Source organism: Chelatococcus sambhunathii (assembly GCF_001418005.1).
In the GTDB taxonomy this organism is placed as follows: domain Bacteria; phylum Pseudomonadota; class Alphaproteobacteria; order Rhizobiales; family Beijerinckiaceae; genus Chelatococcus_A; species Chelatococcus_A sambhunathii.
The window spans coordinates 1-17,842 of sequence record NZ_LIOL01000020.1 but is presented as its reverse complement, the minus strand read 5'-3'; the positions used below and the strand labels follow the sequence as shown (position 1 = coordinate 17,842).

Sequence of the window (17,842 nt, the reverse complement as noted above, 5' to 3'; positions counted from 1 at the left end):
GGCCGCACGGTTGGCGCCGGCGTCGTCGCCTCCATCATCGAGTAAGCAAGGCACAAGGCCGCGCGCCGCACCACGCGGCGCCGGTCTTCTCCGGGAAGCCTTCCCGACGTGATTTTCACCGCCTCGCGAAGCGGCTTTGCTGCGCGGCGGCGATGGGATATAGGAAGCGGCGGTCGCGTCGTCCCCACCTCATCGGGCGGGTTTCACCCGATGAGGCAAAGCCGGTGGGCGACGTCGATCCGCCGGTTCCGCTAGGAGTGTAGCTCAACTGGTTAGAGCACCGGTCTCCAAAACCGGGGGTTGGGGGTTCGAGTCCCTCCACTCCTGCCAGCGGATCTTTCGAGTGGCTCTTGTCCCAGTGTCAAGAAGGCTGCTTGTGCCGGGAGCGATTGACGGCGTGTGACCGCAACGGCACGCGCCGCGTCGTGATTCGAGGCGGTCGCGCACGCTGTTGCGACGAGAGGCGGGGGCGAAGCCCGCGGACGTGAGGACGATGGCAAAGACGAACCCGTTCGAATTCCTGCAGCAGGTCCGCAACGAGGCGGCCAAGGTCACTTGGCCGACGCGCAAGGAGACCATGGTCACGACCGCCATGGTCTTTGTCATGGTGATCATTGCCGCGCTGTTCTTCCTCGCTGCCGACCAGATCATCCGCTTCGGCGTCGGCCTGATCCTCGGTGTCGGACGCTGAGGGGAGAAAGTCATGAGCTATCGCTGGTACATCGTCCACGCCTATTCAAACTTTGAGAACAAGGTGGCGCAGTCGCTGCGCGACCAGGCGCAGCAGCGTGGGCTCGAAGACAAGTTCGAGGAGATCCTCGTCCCGACCGAGAAGGTCGTCGAGGTGCGCCGCGGCCGCAAGATCGACACCGAGCGCAAGTTCTTTCCCGGCTATGTGCTGGTGAAGTGCGACCTCACGGACGAGGTCTATCACCTCATCAAGAACACGCCGAAGGTCACGGGCTTTCTCGGCGCCGACAAGTCGAAGCCGCTGCCGATCCCGGACCATGAGGCCGAGCGCATCAAGGGCCAGGTCGCCGAGGGTGTCGAGCGGCCTAAGTCGTCGGTTCACTTCGAGGTGGGCGAGCAGGTGCGTGTCGCCGACGGCCCCTTCGCGTCGTTCAGCGGCGTGGTGGAAGAGGTGGACGAGGGCCGCGCCCGGCTCAAGGTAGCGGTGTCCATCTTCGGCCGTGCGACGCCGGTCGAGCTCGAATACGGGCAGGTCGAGAAGGTCTGACCGACGGATCGCGTTCCGCCACCGTCATGGCCGGGTTCGTCCCGGCCATCTGCGTTTTTGGCATTACAGGATTTTCCCGGGCGTGGATGCCCGCGACAAGTGCGGGCACGACGACTTGTGGAACCGGCCGCCCAGCCCTTCGCCGCCTCGTCATCCCTCACGGGCCGCGCGTCGCGGCGCTTGCGTGTTATCGGGATAACACCTTCGCATCGCCCCGCGCCTGTAGCCTTCCTGCTTGCGACAGCAAGGGAGGAAACAATGGCAGGCAAGCGTATCCTGATGATCGTCGGCGATTTCGGCGAGGACTACGAGATCATGGTGCCGTTCCAGACGCTGCTCGCCGTCGGCCATACCGTGCATGCCGTCTGCCCGGGCAAGAAGGCGGGCGAGGCGGTGGCCACGGCCATCCATGATTTCGAGGGCCAGCAGACCTATTCGGAAAAGCGCGGCCACAATTTCACCCTCAACGCCACCTTCGCCGAGGTCGAGCCCGCGTCCTACGACGCCCTCGTCATCCCCGGCGGCCGGGCCCCCGAATATCTGCGCCTCAACGAGCGCGTCGTCGCCTGCGTGCGGCACTTCTTCGAGACGGGCAAGCCGGTGGCGGCCATCTGCCACGGTGCGCAACTCCTCGCGGGCGCCGGCGTGCTGAAGGGGCGCACCTGCTCCGCCTATCCGGCCTGCCGGGCCGAGGTGGAGCTCGCGGGCGGCACCTATGCCGATATCGCCATCGACGCCGCCGTGACGGACGGCAATCTTGTCTCGGCCCCGGCCTGGCCGGCCCATCCGGCCTTCATCGCGCAGTTCCTCGCGGTGCTGGGCACCGAAATCCGCCACGGCTGACGTGCCGGATCCTGCTGCGGCCCCACGCTGCGATCTTGCGCTCCGCCCGGCCGGTCGCGCTAGACTGCCGGCGCCGACAGGAGGGGAGGGACGGCCATGTGCAAGCTTTTTGTGAATGCCGATCCGCAGCTATGGGAGACGCGCCTGCGGTCGCTCAGGCTCAATGGCTTTTCCACCAGCGTGCGCCTGGAGAATCTCTACTGGCGCGTGCTCGAGGAGATCGCCGGGCGCGACGGCATGAGCGTGGCGCAACTGCTCGGCCGGCTCTATGAGGAATTGCTGGAGGCGCGGGGCGAGGTCGAGAACTTCGCCTCGTTCCTGAGGGTCTGTTGCGGACGCTATCTCATGCTGCAGCTTGCGGGAGAGGTATCGAGCGATGCGGCGCAGCCGATCGCCGGGCTCGATGCCGATGCCATCCTCGCACGCGAGGCGCGGCGCCTGGCGCCGGCTGCCCTGATGCCGGCGGCGTGAGGATTAGCCGGCGCCAGGGGCTTTCCTTCTCTGCCGTTATGGTGTAGGCGATCCGCCGTTCCCTCATGGGGACGACCATCCGCGGGAGGCACGCCCGGTTCGCCAGCCGGAGCAAGCGGGCCGCAACCGCGATCACCAACCATCCGCCGCCTGCGGTCTTTCGTGGCGCGGCGGACTTTGCGTTGCACGCCATGGCAGGCGGGCGACGCCGAGTGAGCATCCCATGGCGAAGAAAATCACGGGTTACGTGAAGCTTCAGGTGCCGGCGGGCGCGGCCAATCCGTCGCCGCCGATCGGCCCGGCGCTCGGCCAGCGCGGCCTCAACATCATGGAATTCTGCAAGGCCTTCAACGCGAAGACCGCGCAGATGGAGAAGGGCATGCCGATTCCGGTGGTCATCACCGTGTATCAGGACCGCTCCTTCACCTTCGACATGAAGCAGCCGCCGGTCTCCTACTTCCTGAAGAAGGCCGCCAAGCTGGACAAGGGGTCCAAGACCCCCGGCCGTGGCACCGTCGGCAAGGTCACGCGCGAGGCGCTGCGCGACATCGCCGAGAAGAAGATGGCAGACCTCAACTGCGACACCGTCGATTCCGCGGTGGCGATGATCGAAGGCTCGGCCCGTTCGATGGGCCTCGAGGTCGTGGGCTGAGGAGAGCGATCATGGCTAAGATTGCAAAGCGCGTGGCCGCGAGCCGCACCGGTATCGACCGCGTCAAGCTCTACGGGCTCGAGGAGGCCGTGAAGCTCGTCAAGGAGCGGGCCACGGCCAAGTTCGACGAGACGATCGAGGTCGCGATGAACCTCGGCGTCGACCCGCGCCATGCGGACCAGATGGTGCGCGGCGTGTGCAACCTGCCGAACGGCTCGGGCCGCACGGTGCGCGTCGCCGTCTTTGCCCGCGGCCCGAAGGCCGACGAGGCCAAGGCCGCCGGTGCCGATATCGTCGGCGCTGAGGACCTGCTCGAGCGCATCCAGGGCGGCACGATCGACTTCGACCGCTGCATCGCGACGCCGGACCTGATGCCGCTCGTCGGCCGCCTCGGCAAGGTGCTCGGCCCGCGCGGCCTGATGCCGAACCCGAAGGTCGGTACGGTGACCATGGACGTCGCCGGCGCGGTGAAGGCCGCCAAGGGCGGCGCGGTCGAGTTCCGCGTCGAGAAGGCGGGCATCGTCCATGCCGGCATCGGCAAGGCCTCGTTCGACGCCGACAAACTCGTCGAGAACATCAAGGCCTTCGCCGACGCGGTCGCCAAGGCGAAGCCCTCCGGCGCCAAGGGCACCTACATCCAGCGCATCGCCATCTCCTCGACGATGGGCCCGGGCGTGAAGGTGGAGCCGTCGACGGTCGTCGGCGCCTGAGATTAACGGACCGCGGCACTGCGCCGCGGTCCGTGTCCTGCCTTGGTGTGAGGCGATGACGGGCCGGCCTGTTTCCCGCGCCTCCTTGCGGCATGCCCCCCTTGGCAAACTGCCTGCGAGGCGTTAAATACCGGTTCGTGTCTGGTGAGACCGGTGCGGGGGAACAGGGTTCTGCCCGTATTCATCATCGAATTCCGTCTGGGTCACCAGGCGGTGGAAGGCCGGCAGGCCGAGGGGTAGCCCTTTGCCTGCGCGGCCTTATGTCCTGTCCGAGACTGCAGGTGCCGAACGGGCTTTCCGGGTGGCATAATTTCGCTCCGATGCCTGCATAGACGGGGGAAGACTGGTTCGTATTGCCGCCGGCGCGTCCGGCGGCGGTGTGGTCGGTTCGAACCTACTCGCCGGTTGCGTTCTGGCGCATCCGGTTGGACAGGGCTCACGAGCGCCGTCCGGCGATCGTGGCCTTTGGCCGGGGTCGCATTCGGGCGGCATGTGCAGCCGGCGGCGGGCGAGTGCTCGCCGTCAACCGGAGAGAGCAAGGTGGACAGAGCGGCAAAAGCTGATCTCGTCGCGACGCTCAACGATGTGTTCAAGAGCACGGGCGTTGTCGTCGTGGCCCACTATGCGGGCCTCACGGTTGCCGACATGCAGAAGCTTCGTCGCGAGATGAAGCAGGTCGGCGCTACCGTGAAGGTTGCGAAGAACCGCCTCGCGAAGATCGCTCTCGAAGGCACGGATGTCGCTTCCATCGGTCCCCTTCTGAAGGGGCCGACGTTGCTGGCCTATTCCAGCGACCCGGTTGCGGCGCCGAAGGTCGCGGTGGATTTCGCCAAGGCGAACGACAAGTTCGTCATCCTCGGCGGGGCCATGGGCGCGACTGCCCTGAATACGGACGGTGTGAAGGCGCTCGCCTCGCTGCCGTCCCTCGACGAACTGCGCGCCAAGCTGGTCGGCCTCATCCAGGCTCCGGCCACGAAGATCGCTCAGGTCGTCAACGCGCCTGCCGCCAAGGTGGCGCGCGTCTTCGGGGCCTATGCCAAGCGAGACGAAGCGGCGTGAGGCCGCGTGAAAACCGAACCCAAATCGAACCGATCCAGGAATTGAACAATGGCTGATCTTGCGAAACTCGTCGACGAGCTGTCGAACCTCACGGTCCTCGAGGCGGCCGAGCTCGCCAAGCTGCTCGAAGAGAAGTGGGGCGTCTCCGCGGCTGCCGCCGTGGCCGTCGCCGCTGCTCCGGGCGCTGGTGGCGCCGCTGCCCCGGCCGCCGAGGAGAAGACCGAGTTCGACGTCATTCTTGCCGCCGCCGGCGACAAGAAGATCGAGGTCATCAAGGAAGTGCGCGCCATCACGGGCCTCGGCCTGAAGGAGGCGAAGGACCTCGTCGAGGGCGCCCCGAAGCCGCTGAAGGAAGGCGCGCCGAAGGACGAGGCCGAGAAGATCAAGGCTGCCCTCGAGAAGGTCGGCGCCAAGGTCGAGCTCAAGTGATGTTCCGGGGCCGCGTCCTGCGGCTCCGCATCGCAGATTGCGGCGGTCCCGGGGGAGTTTTCCCCGGGGCCGTCGCGTCGTCGCTGGCAGGGCATGGGGCCCGACGGCGACGGTGGACCGGAAGGCCCACGTGAAGCGGCGGAAACCGCCGTCAACCGCGCGACGGCTAGCGCGGTCTACATGAAGTTCCGCCGAGGGGCGGAGCGGCTGACCCGGCGGCCAGGTGGCCGCACGACCGGACCGCCCGGTCAGCCGTGCGTGAGGAGCGAGAACCGAACATGGCCCAGACGATCACCGGCCGGAAACGCGTCCGCAAGTTCTTCGGCAAGATCCGGGAAGTGGCGGAGATGCCCAACCTCATCGAGGTTCAGAAGGCGTCCTACGACCAGTTCCTGATGGTCGAGGAGCCGAAGGGCGGACGCCCCGAGGAGGGGCTTCAGGCGGTCTTCAAGTCCGTTTTCCCGATCTCGGACTTTTCCAACACGTCCCTGCTGGAGTTCGTCAAGTATACGTTCGAGCCACCGAAGTATGACGTCGACGAGTGCCGCCAGCGCGGCATGACCTTTGCCGCACCGCTCAAAGTGACGCTGCGCCTCATCGTGTTCGATGTCGACCAGGATACCGGCGCCAAGTCCGTCAAGGACATCAAGGAGCAGGATGTCTACATGGGCGACATGCCGCTCATGACGGACAACGGTACCTTCATCGTCAACGGCACCGAGCGCGTCATCGTCTCGCAGATGCACCGCTCGCCGGGCGTGTTCTTCGACCATGACAAGGGCAAGACGCACTCGAGCGGCAAGCTGCTGTTCGCGGCCCGCATCATTCCCTATCGCGGCTCATGGCTCGACATCGAGTTCGACGCCAAGGACATCGTCTATGCGCGCATCGACCGGCGCCGGAAGATTCCGGTGACGTCGCTGCTCTATGCGCTCGGCCTCGATGGCGAGGAAATCCTCGACACCTTCTACGACAAGGTGCACTACGCGAAGGACAAGGACGGCTGGCGCATGCCGTTCGACGCCGGCCGCATGAAGGGCTTCAAGGCCGTCAGCGACCTTATCGACGCCGACAGCGGCGAAGTCGTCCTCGAGTCCGGCAAGAAGCTCACGGCCCGGGCTGCCCGCCTCCTCGAGGAAAAGGGTGTCAAGGCCCTGCGCGCCAGCGATGAGGATCTTTACGGCCAGTACATCGCGGAGGACCTTGTCGATCTGTCGACGGGCGAGATTCATGCCGAGGCTGGCGAGGAGATCACGGCCAAGCTGCTCGCAACGCTCGTCGAGCAGGGCTTCACCGATATCCCTGTGCTCGACATCGACCACGTCAACATCGGCCCGTACATCCGCAACACGCTTGCCGTCGACAAGAACTCCTCGCGCGAGGAGGCCCTGTTCGACATCTATCGCGTGATGCGCCCGGGCGAGCCGCCGACGTTGGAGACGGCGGAGGCCATGTTCCATTCGCTGTTCTTCGACGCCGAGCGCTACGACCTCTCGGCGGTCGGCCGCGTAAAGATGAACATGCGCCTCGACCTCGACTGCCCGGATACGGTGAGGACGCTGCGCCGCGAGGACATGCTCGCGGTGGTGAAGGCGCTCGTCGACCTGCGCGACGGCCGCGGCGAGATCGACGACATCGACCATCTCGGCAACCGCCGCGTGCGCTCGGTAGGAGAGCTTATGGAGAACCAGTATCGCCTGGGTCTTCTCCGGATGGAGCGCGCCATCAAGGAGCGCATGTCTTCGGTCGACATCGACACGGTGATGCCGCAGGACCTCATCAACGCCAAGCCCGCCGCCGCGGCGGTGCGCGAGTTCTTCGGCTCTTCCCAGCTGTCCCAGTTCATGGACCAGACCAACCCATTGTCGGAGGTGACGCACAAGCGTCGCCTCTCGGCGCTGGGCCCGGGTGGTCTCACCCGCGAGCGCGCCGGCTTCGAGGTGCGCGACGTGCACCCGACGCACTACGGCCGCATCTGCCCGATCGAGACGCCGGAAGGCCCGAATATCGGCCTCATCAACTCGCTCGCCACCTTTGCGCGCGTCAACAAGTACGGCTTCATCGAGGCGCCCTACCGCAAGGTGAAGGACGGGCGGGTCACCGAGGAGGTGGTCTACCTCTCGGCGATGGAGGAGCAGAAGTACAACGTCGCCCAGGCGAACGCTGCCATCGACAGCGAAGGCCGCCTGACGGAGGATCTCGTGGTCTGCCGCCGCGCCGGCGACGTCGTGGTCATGCCGCCGGATCGCGTCGACTACATGGACGTGTCGCCGAAGCAGCTCGTGTCGGTCGCTGCGGCGCTCATCCCGTTCCTCGAGAACGACGACGCCAACCGCGCCCTGATGGGCTCCAACATGCAGCGCCAGGCCGTGCCGCTGGTGAAGGCGGATGCGCCCTTCGTCGGCACCGGCATGGAGGCGGTGGTTGCCCGTGACTCCGGCGCGGCCATTGCGGCCCGCCGCACCGGCATCGTCGACCAGGTGGACGCGACGCGTATCGTCATCCGCGCCACGCAGGATCTCGACCCGACCAAGTCGGGCGTCGACATCTACCGGCTGCAGAAGTTCCAGCGCTCCAACCAGTCGACCTGCATCAACCAGCGCCCGCTGGTGAAGGTGGGCGACATGGTGAAGAAGGGCGACATCATCGCCGACGGTCCCTCGACCGATCTCGGCGAGTTGGCGCTCGGCCGAAACGTGCTCGTCGCGTTCATGCCCTGGAACGGCTACAACTTCGAGGATTCCATCCTCCTCTCCGAGCGCATCGTGAAGGACGACGTGTTCACCTCGATTCACATCGAGGAGTTCGAGGTCAGCGCCCGTGACACCAAGCTCGGGCCGGAGGAGATCACGCGCGATATTCCGAACGTGTCGGAAGAGGCGCTGAAGAACCTCGACGAGGCCGGCATCGTCTATATCGGCGCTGAAGTTCACGCCGGCGACATTCTCGTCGGCAAGATCACGCCGAAGGGCGAGAGCCCGATGACGCCTGAGGAGAAGCTGCTGCGCGCCATTTTCGGCGAGAAGGCCTCCGACGTGCGCGACACTTCGCTGCGCGTGCCGCCCGGTGTCACCGGAACCATCGTCGAGGTGCGCGTCTTCAACCGCCATGGCGTCGACAAGGACGAGCGCGCCCAGGCCATCGAACGCGAGGAGATCGAGCGCCTGGCCAAGGACCGCGACGACGAACAGGCGATCCTGGACCGCAACGTCTACGCCCGCCTCGCCGAGGTGCTCACGGGCCAGACGGCGATCGCGGGGCCGAAGGGCTTCAAGCGTGACGCCGCGCTGACCCGCGAGGCGCTCAACGAGTATCCGCGCTCGCAGTGGTGGCAGTTCGCCGTCGCCGACGATGCGGTGATGAGCGAGCTCGAGGCAATGCGCAAGCAGTACGACGAGTCGAAGAAGCGCCTTGAGCAGCGTTTCCTCGACAAGGTCGAGAAGCTGCAGCGGGGCGACGAGTTGCCGCCCGGCGTGATGAAGCAGGTCAAGGTCTTCATTGCGGTCAAGCGCAAGATCCAGCCGGGCGACAAGATGGCCGGGCGGCACGGCAACAAGGGTGTCGTGTCGAAGATTGTGCCCATCGAGGACATGCCCTTCCTCGATGACGGCACCCACGTGGACATCGTGCTGAACCCGCTCGGCGTGCCGAGCCGCATGAATGTCGGCCAGATCCTGGAGACGCACCTTGGCTGGGCCTGCGCCGGCCTCGGCCGGCAGGTCGGCGAGGCCTACGACGCCTACATGAAGACGCAGAACCTCGGACCGTTGCGTCAGAAGCTCGGCGAGGTCTACGGCGACAATGGCGAAGTGGCGTCGATGTCGGACGAGGAACTCGTCGAGATGAGCGCCAATCTCCGGCGCGGTGTGCCGATTGCGACGCCGGTCTTCGACGGCGCCAAGGAGGCCGACATCGAGCAGATGCTGGAGCAGGCAGGTCTTCACCGCTCGGCACAGTCGACGCTCTTCGACGGACGCACGGGCGAGGCGTTCGACCGCAAGGTGACCGTGGGCTACATCTACATGCTGAAGCTTCACCACCTGGTTGACGACAAGATCCACGCCCGCTCGATCGGCCCCTATTCGCTCGTCACGCAACAGCCGCTGGGTGGCAAGGCGCAGTTCGGCGGCCAGCGTTTCGGCGAGATGGAGGTCTGGGCGCTCGAGGCCTACGGCGCGGCCTATACCTTGCAGGAGATGCTGACGGTCAAGTCGGACGACGTCGCCGGCCGCACCAAGGTCTACGAGGCCATCGTGCGCGGAGATGACACCTTCGAGGCCGGCATCCCGGAGAGCTTCAACGTGCTCGTCAAGGAGATGCGCTCGCTCGGCCTCAACGTCGAGCTCATCTCGACGAAGAAGCCGTCCGTGGAACTGCCGCCTTCGGAGGCAGCGGAGTGACCGGCGCCTCCGGCGCCGCGTGGCCCGCGCGAGGGTGAGGGACAAGGGGCGCGGACGGCATGAGCCCGCGCCTCGATCGTAACAAGCGTCGATGTCGGGGGACGCCCCGATGTCCGCATGAAATGCCGGCGGAGACGGGTCGCCCAGGCGGCGCCTCCGCAACCGAGGAGACGGCGATGAATCAAGAGGTCATGAATCTCTTCAATACCCAGGCTCCGGCGCAGACCTTCGACCAGATCAAGATCTCGCTTGCCAGCCCGGAGAAGATTCTGTCCTGGTCCTACGGCGAGATCAAGAAGCCGGAGACGATCAACTACCGCACGTTCAAGCCCGAGCGTGACGGCCTGTTCTGCGCGCGGATCTTCGGCCCGATCAAGGACTATGAGTGCTTGTGCGGCAAGTACAAGCGCATGAAGTACAAGGGCGTCATCTGCGAGAAGTGCGGCGTCGAGGTGACGCTGGCGCGCGTCCGGCGCGAGCGCATGGGCCATATCGAGCTCGCTGCGCCAGTGGCGCACATCTGGTTCCTGAAGTCGCTGCCGTCGCGCATCGGCCTGCTGCTCGACATGACGCTCAAGGATCTCGAGCGGATCCTTTATTTCGAGTACTACGTCGTCATCGAGCCGGGCATCACCCCCCTCAAGGAGCGCCAGCTCCTGTCGGAGGAGGAGTATCTGCGCGCGCAAGACGAGTATGGCGAGGACAGCTTCACGGCGATGATCGGCGCCGAGGCGATCCGCGAGATTCTCCGGAGCCTCGACCTCGAGAAGATTGCGGCGGACCTGCGCCAGGAGATTGCCACGACGACCTCCGAGCTCAAGCCGAAGAAGCTGATGAAGCGCCTCAAGATCATCGAGGCCTTCATCCAGTCCGGCAACAAGCCCGAGTGGATGATTCTGACCGTCGTGCCGGTGATCCCGCCGGACCTGCGCCCGCTCGTCCCGCTCGACGGCGGCCGCTTCGCAACGTCGGATCTCAACGATCTCTACCGCCGCGTCATCAACCGCAACAACCGCCTGAAGCGGCTGATCGAGCTCAGGGCGCCCGACATCATCATCCGCAACGAGAAGCGGATGCTGCAGGAGGCTGTCGACGCGCTGTTCGACAACGGCCGGCGCGGCCGCGTCATCACGGGTGCCAACAAGCGCCCGCTGAAGTCGCTCGCCGACATGCTGAAGGGCAAGCAGGGCCGCTTCCGTCAGAACCTGCTCGGCAAGCGCGTCGACTATTCCGGCCGCTCGGTGATCGTCGTCGGGCCCGAGCTCAAGCTGCATCAGTGCGGCCTGCCGAAGAAGATGGCACTCGAACTGTTCAAGCCGTTCATCTATGCGCGGCTTGACGCCAAGGGCCTCTCGGCCACGGTGAAGCAGGCGAAGAAGCTCGTCGAGAAGGAGAAGCCCGAGGTCTGGGACATCCTCGACGAGGTGATCCGCGAGCATCCGGTGATGCTCAACCGGGCGCCCACGTTGCACCGTCTCGGCATTCAGGCCTTCGAGCCGACCCTCATCGAGGGCAAGGCCATCCAGCTGCACCCGCTCGTCTGCGCGGCGTTCAACGCCGACTTCGACGGTGACCAGATGGCCGTGCACGTGCCCCTCTCGCTGGAAGCCCAGCTCGAGGCGCGTGTGCTGATGATGTCGACGAACAACATCCTGCACCCGGCCAACGGTCAGCCGATCATCGTGCCGTCGCAGGATATCGTTCTCGGCCTCTACTATCTCTCGATCCTCGCCGAGGGCGAGCCGGGCGAGGGCAAGGTGTTCGCCGACATGGGCGAACTCGAGCATGCGCTTGCGGCCAAGGTTGTCACCCTGCACTCGAAGATCAAGTATCGCTGGACGGGTGTGGCCGAGGACGGTTCTACCTTCTCCCGAATCTACGAAACGACACCGGGCCGCGTGATCCTGTCGCGCGTCCTGCCCCGGCACCCGGCCGTTCCCTTCGATGTCGTGAACAAGCTCATGACGAAGAAGGAGATCTCGAACATGATCGACACCGTCTACCGCAACTGCGGGCAGAAGGAATCGGTCATCTTCTGCGATCGCATCATGGGTCTCGGCTTCTACCATGCGTTCAAGGCCGGCATCTCGTTCGGCAAGGACGACATGGTGGTGCCCGAGAACAAGTGGTCGATCGTCGACGAGACGCGCGCGCTCGTGAAGGACTACGAGCAGCAGTACCAGGACGGTCTCATCACGCAGGGCGAGAAGTACAACAAGGTCGTCGACGCCTGGGCCAAGTGCTCGGATCGCCTTGCCGGCGAGATGATGGCGCGTATCTCGGCCGTGCAGAAGGACGAGAATGGCCGCGACAAGCCGGTGAACTCCATCTACATGATGGCCCATTCCGGCGCCCGCGGCTCGCCGGCGCAGATGAAGCAGCTCGCGGCCATGCGCGGCCTGATGGCCAAGCCCTCCGGCGAGATCATCGAGAGCCCGATCATCTCGAACTTCAAGGAAGGCCTCGACGTGCTCGAGTACTTCAACTCGACGCACGGCGCTCGCAAGGGCCTCGCCGACACGGCGCTCAAGACGGCGAACTCGGGCTATCTCACCCGCCGTCTCGTCGACGTGGCGCAGGATGCGGTCATCCGTGAGCCCGACTGTGGCACCGACAAGGGCATCCGCATGCGGGCCATCGTCGATGCCGGCCAGATCGTGGCCTCGCTCGCCTCGCGTATCCTCGGCCGCACCGCCGCGGAGGATCTCGTGGATGCGGACGGCAAGGTCATCGTGCCGGCCGGCACCATGATCGAGGAATGGCACATCGAACCGATCACCGCCGCCGGCATCCAGGAGGTGAAGATCCGCTCGGTGCTGACCTGCGAGGCCAAGAACGGCGTCTGCGCCACCTGCTACGGGCGCGATCTGGCGCGAGGCACGCCGGTCAACTACGGCGAGGCCGTCGGTGTCATCGCGGCGCAATCGATCGGCGAGCCGGGCACGCAGCTCACGATGCGCACGTTCCACATCGGCGGCGCCGCGCAGATCGCCGACCAGTCGTTCGTCGAGTCCAACTTCGAGGGCACCGTCAAGATCCGCAACCGGAACGTGGCGCGCAACTCGGACGGGGATCTCATCGCCATGGGCCGCAACCTCGCCGTGCTCATCGTCGGGCCGGACGGGCAGGAGCGGGCAGTGCACCGCATCCAATACGGTGCGCGCCTCAAGGTCGACGAAGGCGACACCATCAAGCGTGGCCAGCGCATCGCCGAGTGGGATCCCTACACCCGGCCGATCCTGACCGAGGTCGACGGTGTGGTCGGCTTCGAGGACCTCGTCGAGGGTGCCTCGATGTCGGAACAGATCGACGAGTCGACCGGCATCGCCAAGCGCGTCGTCATCGACTGGCGCGGCTCGGCCCGCACGTCGGACCTGCGGCCCGCCATCGTCATCCACGACGAGAGCGGCAAGATCGCCAAGCTCGCCCGCGGCGGCGAGGCCCGCTCGCTGCTCGCGGTCGATGCCATCATCGGCGTGGATCCGGGCGCGAAGGTCAAGGCCGGCGACGTGCTTGCCCGTATCCCGATGGAGAGCGCCAAGACGCGCGACATCACCGGCGGTCTGCCGCGGGTGGCCGAGCTGTTCGAGGCGCGCCGGCCGAAGGATGCGGCGATCATTGCCGAGAAGTCCGGCACGATCCAGTTCGGGCGCGACTACAAGAACAAGCGTCGCCTGACGCTCGTGCCGCATGACGGCTCGGAGTCGGTCGAGTACCTCATTCCGAAAGGCAAGCACATCCACCTTCAGGACGGTGACGTGGTGGAGGTCGGCGACTTCATTGTCGACGGCAATCCCGCGCCGCACGACATCCTTGCCATCAAGGGCGTCGAGGAACTGGCCGCCTATCTCGTCAACGAGATCCAGGAGGTGTATCGCCTGCAGGGCGTGAACATCAACGACAAGCACATCGAGGTGATCGTTCGCCAGATGTTGCAGAAGGTCGAGATCCAGGAGCCCGGTGACAGCGAGTTCCTGCAGGGCGAGCAGGTCGACCGCCTGGAAATGGAAGAGGCGAACGAGGCACTCGTCGCCCAAGGCAAGAAGCCGGCGGTGGGCACGCCGGTCCTGCTCGGCATCACCAAGGCGAGCCTTCAGACCCGCTCGTTCATCTCCGCCGCCTCCTTCCAGGAGACGACGCGCGTCCTTACCGAGGCCGCCGTCAACGGCAAGACGGACATGCTCGAGGGCCTCAAGGAGAACGTCATCGTGGGCAGCCTCATTCCGGCCGGCACCGGGGCCGTGGCTGCCCGCCTGCGCGAGATCGCGCAGCGCCGCGACGAACTCATCCTCGCGCAGAAGGCGAACGAATCCGGCCACGCCGCTGCGGCGGCCGTGGGCGGGGAACTGCCGCCCGCCGCGGCGGAGTAAGGCGCTTCCGCCAACGACAGGGAAGGGGCCGCCCCTGCGGGCGGCCCCTTCGCCGTTTCGGATATGTCGCAGATGCCCGGCTCCGTTTCCGAATGTTGCCGGGGGGCGGGCGCAACCTTGGCAGATCGTGCGGGTTAGCTGCAGCAGGTGCTCGCCGGCCGGAAATCGAAGGCTGCAAACGAGAAAGACGTTGACGACGGGCGACTCAAGGGGTAAAAACCGCCCACTTCCGGCAGGCCGTAGGTCTCTCTGTCGGGGCAGCAGCCCTGACCTTTAGGTCCTAAACGCTGTCGAATTCAGCACCGACTGGCAGCAAGTCAGGCTTGTAGAGTCAGATCAGGAGCATGACCGCGGCCCGCCGTGGTCCTCTGCGGGCTAACGCGCCGGAGGCATTCCGCCGAAGGCGCGGATTTGTTTTGCTTGCGGCCGGGCGTTTGTGCGCGCCGCATCAATGGGAAGGTCGCACGGCTTCATTCGGTGCTGTGCGGTTGGAGCAGTCTAGGCAAGCGGCCGGAAGGCCGGAGCGAAGAGAGCGAAGCATGCCGACGATCAGCCAGCTGATCCGCAAGCCGCGGACGGCGCAGAAGAGCCGGAACAAGGTTCCTGCACTCGAGGCCTGCCCGCAGAAGCGGGGTGTGTGCACGCGCGTCTATACGACGACGCCGAAGAAGCCGAACTCGGCTCTGCGTAAGGTCGCCAAGGTGCGCCTGACGAACGGTTTCGAGGTCATCGGCTACATCCCGGGCGAGGGGCACAACCTCCAGGAGCACTCCGTGGTCATGATCCGCGGCGGTCGCGTCAAGGATCTTCCGGGTGTGCGTTACCACGTTCTGCGCGGCGTCCTCGACACTCAGGGCGTCAAGAACCGTAAGCAGCGCCGTTCGAAGTACGGTGCCAAGCGTCCGAAGTAATTCGGGCGCTTTCCGAAATTTCAAGGCGGAGCGGAGCATATGTCCCGTCGTCACAGTGCCGAGAAGCGCGAGATCATCCCGGACGCCAAGTTCGGTGACGTGGTTCTCACGAAGTTCATGAACTCCGTGATGCGCGATGGCAAGAAATCGGCTGCCGAGGCCATCGTCTATGGCGCGTTCGACATCATCGAGCAGAAGCTGAAGGCTGACCCTCTCGAGGTCTTCCGTCAGGCGCTCGACAATGTCTCGCCGGCGATCGAGGTGCGGTCCCGCCGCGTCGGCGGCGCCACCTACCAGGTGCCCGTCGAGGTGCGCTCGGAGCGCCGTCAGGCGCTCGCCATCCGCTGGCTGATCCAGGCCGCGCGCTCGCGCAACGACCGCACCATGGTCGATCGGCTGTCGGCCGAACTCATCGACGCCGCCAATAACCGCGGCAGCGCGGTGAAGAAGCGCGAAGACACGCACCGCATGGCGGAAGCGAACCGCGCCTTCTCGCACTACCGCTGGTAATCGGCGCAAGATCGGACGGAGCTCGTACAATGCCCCGCAGTCATGCCATCGAGAAATACCGCAATTTCGGCATCATGGCCCACATCGATGCCGGAAAGACGACGACGACCGAGCGGATTCTCTACTACACCGGCAAGAGCCACAAGATCGGGGAGACCCATGAGGGCTCCGCGACCATGGACTGGATGGCGCAGGAGCAGGAGCGCGGCATCACCATCACGTCGGCCGCGACGACCTGCTTCTGGCGCGAGAACCGTCTGAACATCATCGACACGCCCGGCCACGTCGACTTCACCATCGAGGTAGAGCGTTCGCTGCGCGTGCTCGACGGTGCCGTGTGCGTGCTTGATGGCAGCCAGGGCGTCGAGCCCCAGACCGAGACCGTGTGGCGCCAGGCCGACAAGTACGACGTGCCGCGCATCGTGTTCGTCAATAAGATGGACAAGGTGGGTGCCGATCTCTTCCGCTGCGTCGATTCGATCGTCGATCGCGTCGCCGGCAAGCCGGTCTGTCTGCAGCTGCCGATCGGTTCCGAGGGCGGTTTCAAGGGTGTGGTCGATCTCGTCGCCATGAAGGCGCTCGTCTGGGAAGACGATGCCCTCGGTGCGAAGTTCAACATCACCGATATCCCGGCCGATCTCGCCGACAAGGCTGCCGAGTACCGCACCAAGCTGGTCGAGGCTGCGGTCGAGCTCGATGATGACGCTATGAGCGCTTATCTCGAGGGGCAGGAGCCGAACGAGGCCACCCTGCGCAAGCTGATCCGCGTCGCGGTGCAGCAGCGTGCTTTCCATCCGGTGCTGTGCGGCACGGCTTTCAAGAACAAGGGTGTGCAGCCCCTGCTCGATGCCGTCGTGGATTACCTGCCGTCGCCGCTCGACCGTGGCGCCATCAAGGGCATCGACGCCAACACGGAAGAGCCAATCGAGCGCAAGCCGTCCGACGACGAGCCGTTTTCCATGCTCGCCTTCAAGATCATGGACGACCCGTTCGTCGGCACGATCACCTTCTGCCGCGTCTATTCCGGCAAGGTGGAATCGGGCTCCTCGATCGTCAACTCGACGCGCGAGAAGAAGGAGCGCGTCGGCCGCATGCTCCTGATGCATGCGAACAACCGCGAAGACATCAAGGAAGCCTATGCCGGTGACATCGTGGCGCTCGCGGGCCTCAAGGAAGTCCGCACCGGCGACACGCTCTGCGACCCGCTGAAGCCCGTCATCCTCGAGAAGATGGAGTTCCCGGCACCGGTCATCGAGATCGCCATCGAGCCGAAATCGAAGGCCGACCAGGAGAAGCTCGGCATCGCGCTGTCCAAGCTCGCTGCGGAGGATCCGTCCTTCCAGGTGTCGACGGACCAGGAATCCGGCCAGACCATCCTCAAGGGCATGGGCGAGCTCCATCTCGACATCAAGGTCGACATCCTGCGCCGCACTTACAAGGTGGATGCCAATGTCGGCGCGCCGCAGGTGGCCTATCGCGAGCGCATCTCCAAGCGCGTCGAGGTGGACTACACGCACAAGAAGCAGACCGGTGGCTCGGGCCAGTTCGCGCGCGTCAAGATCGTTGCCGAGCCGACCGAGCCGGGCGCGGGTTACTCGTTCGAGTCGAAGATCGTCGGTGGTGTGGTGCCGAAGGAGTACATCCCGGGTGTCGAGAAGGGCCTCGAGTCCGTTCTCGGCGCGGGCGTGCTCGCCGGTTTCCCCGTCGTCGACCTCAGGGTGGAGCTGATCGACGGCGCCTATCACGAGGTCGACTCGTCGGCGCTGGCCTTCGAGATTGCGGCCCGTGCCGCGCTGCGCGAAGCGCTGCAGAAGGGCGGTGCCGTCCTTCTCGAGCCGATCATGAAGGTCGAGGTGGTGACGCCGGAGGACTACACCGGTTCGGTCATCGGCGACCTCAACTCCCGCCGTGGCCAGATCCAGGGCCAGGACATGCGCGGCAACGCGGTGGTCATCAATGCGATGGTGCCGCTGGCTAACATGTTCGGTTACGTGAACACGCTGCGCTCGATGAGCCAGGGGCGCGCGACCTACACGATGCAGTTCGACCACTACGAGCAAGTGCCGCAAGCGGTCGCCGCCGAGGTTCAGGCCAAGTACGCCTGAACCTGAAACGAGAACGAGACACGACTGACGTCGAGTTCCTTTGAAGGAGCCCTACGATGGCGAAGGAAAAGTTTGAGCGCACGAAGCCGCACTGCAACATCGGGACGATTGGTCACGTTGACCATGGCAAGACGTCTCTGACGGC

General features: G+C 65.4%; 14 protein-coding genes and 1 tRNA gene. All 15 read left to right on the top strand.

Annotated features, from left to right (window positions below; all coding sequences use genetic code 11):
- Window positions 1-253: 253 nt before the first annotated feature.
- Window positions 254-330, top strand: a tRNA-Trp gene (locus tag ASC46_RS20225).
- A gap of 163 nt (window positions 331-493) precedes the next feature.
- On the top strand, window positions 494-691 hold the full coding sequence (secE, locus tag ASC46_RS20220) for a preprotein translocase subunit SecE (RefSeq protein ID WP_019400034.1): 198 nt from the start codon (window positions 494-496) through the stop codon (window positions 689-691).
- A 12-nt stretch (window positions 692-703) separates the two neighbouring features.
- Window positions 704-1,237: a transcription termination/antitermination protein NusG gene (nusG, locus tag ASC46_RS20215; protein ID WP_055461093.1), complete on the top strand. Its 534-nt coding sequence runs from the start codon at window positions 704-706 to the stop codon at window positions 1,235-1,237.
- Window positions 1,238-1,495: 258 nt separating this feature from the next.
- Window positions 1,496-2,080: a DJ-1/PfpI family protein gene (locus tag ASC46_RS20210; protein ID WP_055461092.1), complete on the top strand. Its 585-nt coding sequence runs from the start codon at window positions 1,496-1,498 to the stop codon at window positions 2,078-2,080.
- Between the two features lie 96 nt (window positions 2,081-2,176).
- Entirely contained in the window at window positions 2,177-2,551 is a 375-nt protein-coding gene (locus tag ASC46_RS20205) for a ribbon-helix-helix domain-containing protein (RefSeq protein WP_055461091.1), read from the top strand.
- 223 nt (window positions 2,552-2,774) lie between these two features.
- The gene (gene rplK / locus ASC46_RS20200) at window positions 2,775-3,203 is read left to right on the top strand and encodes a 50S ribosomal protein L11 (RefSeq protein WP_019400029.1); all 429 of its coding nucleotides are present in this window, start codon (window positions 2,775-2,777) and stop codon (window positions 3,201-3,203) included.
- A gap of 11 nt (window positions 3,204-3,214) precedes the next feature.
- Window positions 3,215-3,913 (top strand): 50S ribosomal protein L1, encoded by a 699-nt coding sequence (rplA, locus tag ASC46_RS20195; RefSeq protein ID WP_055461090.1) that lies wholly within the window; start codon window positions 3,215-3,217, stop codon window positions 3,911-3,913.
- Between the two features lie 540 nt (window positions 3,914-4,453).
- Window positions 4,454-4,972, top strand: a complete 519-nt coding sequence (rplJ, locus tag ASC46_RS20190; RefSeq protein WP_055461089.1) for a 50S ribosomal protein L10 — start codon at window positions 4,454-4,456, stop codon at window positions 4,970-4,972.
- 48 nt (window positions 4,973-5,020) lie between these two features.
- A complete protein-coding gene (gene rplL / locus ASC46_RS20185) occupies window positions 5,021-5,401 on the top strand; it encodes a 50S ribosomal protein L7/L12 (RefSeq protein ID WP_019400026.1) in 381 nt (126 codons plus the stop codon).
- Window positions 5,402-5,679: 278 nt separating this feature from the next.
- Window positions 5,680-9,801, top strand: a complete 4,122-nt coding sequence (rpoB, locus tag ASC46_RS20180; protein ID WP_055461088.1) for a DNA-directed RNA polymerase subunit beta — start codon at window positions 5,680-5,682, stop codon at window positions 9,799-9,801.
- Window positions 9,802-9,977: 176 nt separating this feature from the next.
- On the top strand, window positions 9,978-14,171 hold the full coding sequence (gene rpoC / locus ASC46_RS20175; protein ID WP_055461087.1) for a DNA-directed RNA polymerase subunit beta': 4,194 nt from the start codon (window positions 9,978-9,980) through the stop codon (window positions 14,169-14,171).
- Between the two features lie 539 nt (window positions 14,172-14,710).
- Entirely contained in the window at window positions 14,711-15,082 is a 372-nt protein-coding gene (gene rpsL / locus ASC46_RS20170) for a 30S ribosomal protein S12 (RefSeq protein WP_019400023.1), read from the top strand.
- Between the two features lie 39 nt (window positions 15,083-15,121).
- A complete protein-coding gene (gene rpsG, locus ASC46_RS20165) occupies window positions 15,122-15,592 on the top strand; it encodes a 30S ribosomal protein S7 (protein WP_055461086.1) in 471 nt (156 codons plus the stop codon).
- A 29-nt stretch (window positions 15,593-15,621) separates the two neighbouring features.
- On the top strand, window positions 15,622-17,697 hold the full coding sequence (fusA, locus tag ASC46_RS20160) for an elongation factor G (RefSeq protein WP_055461085.1): 2,076 nt from the start codon (window positions 15,622-15,624) through the stop codon (window positions 17,695-17,697).
- Window positions 17,698-17,753: 56 nt separating this feature from the next.
- Window positions 17,754-17,842, top strand: an 89-nt coding sequence (locus ASC46_RS21560; RefSeq protein ID WP_245280644.1) for a GTP-binding protein, incomplete at its 3' end; no start/stop codon positions are given.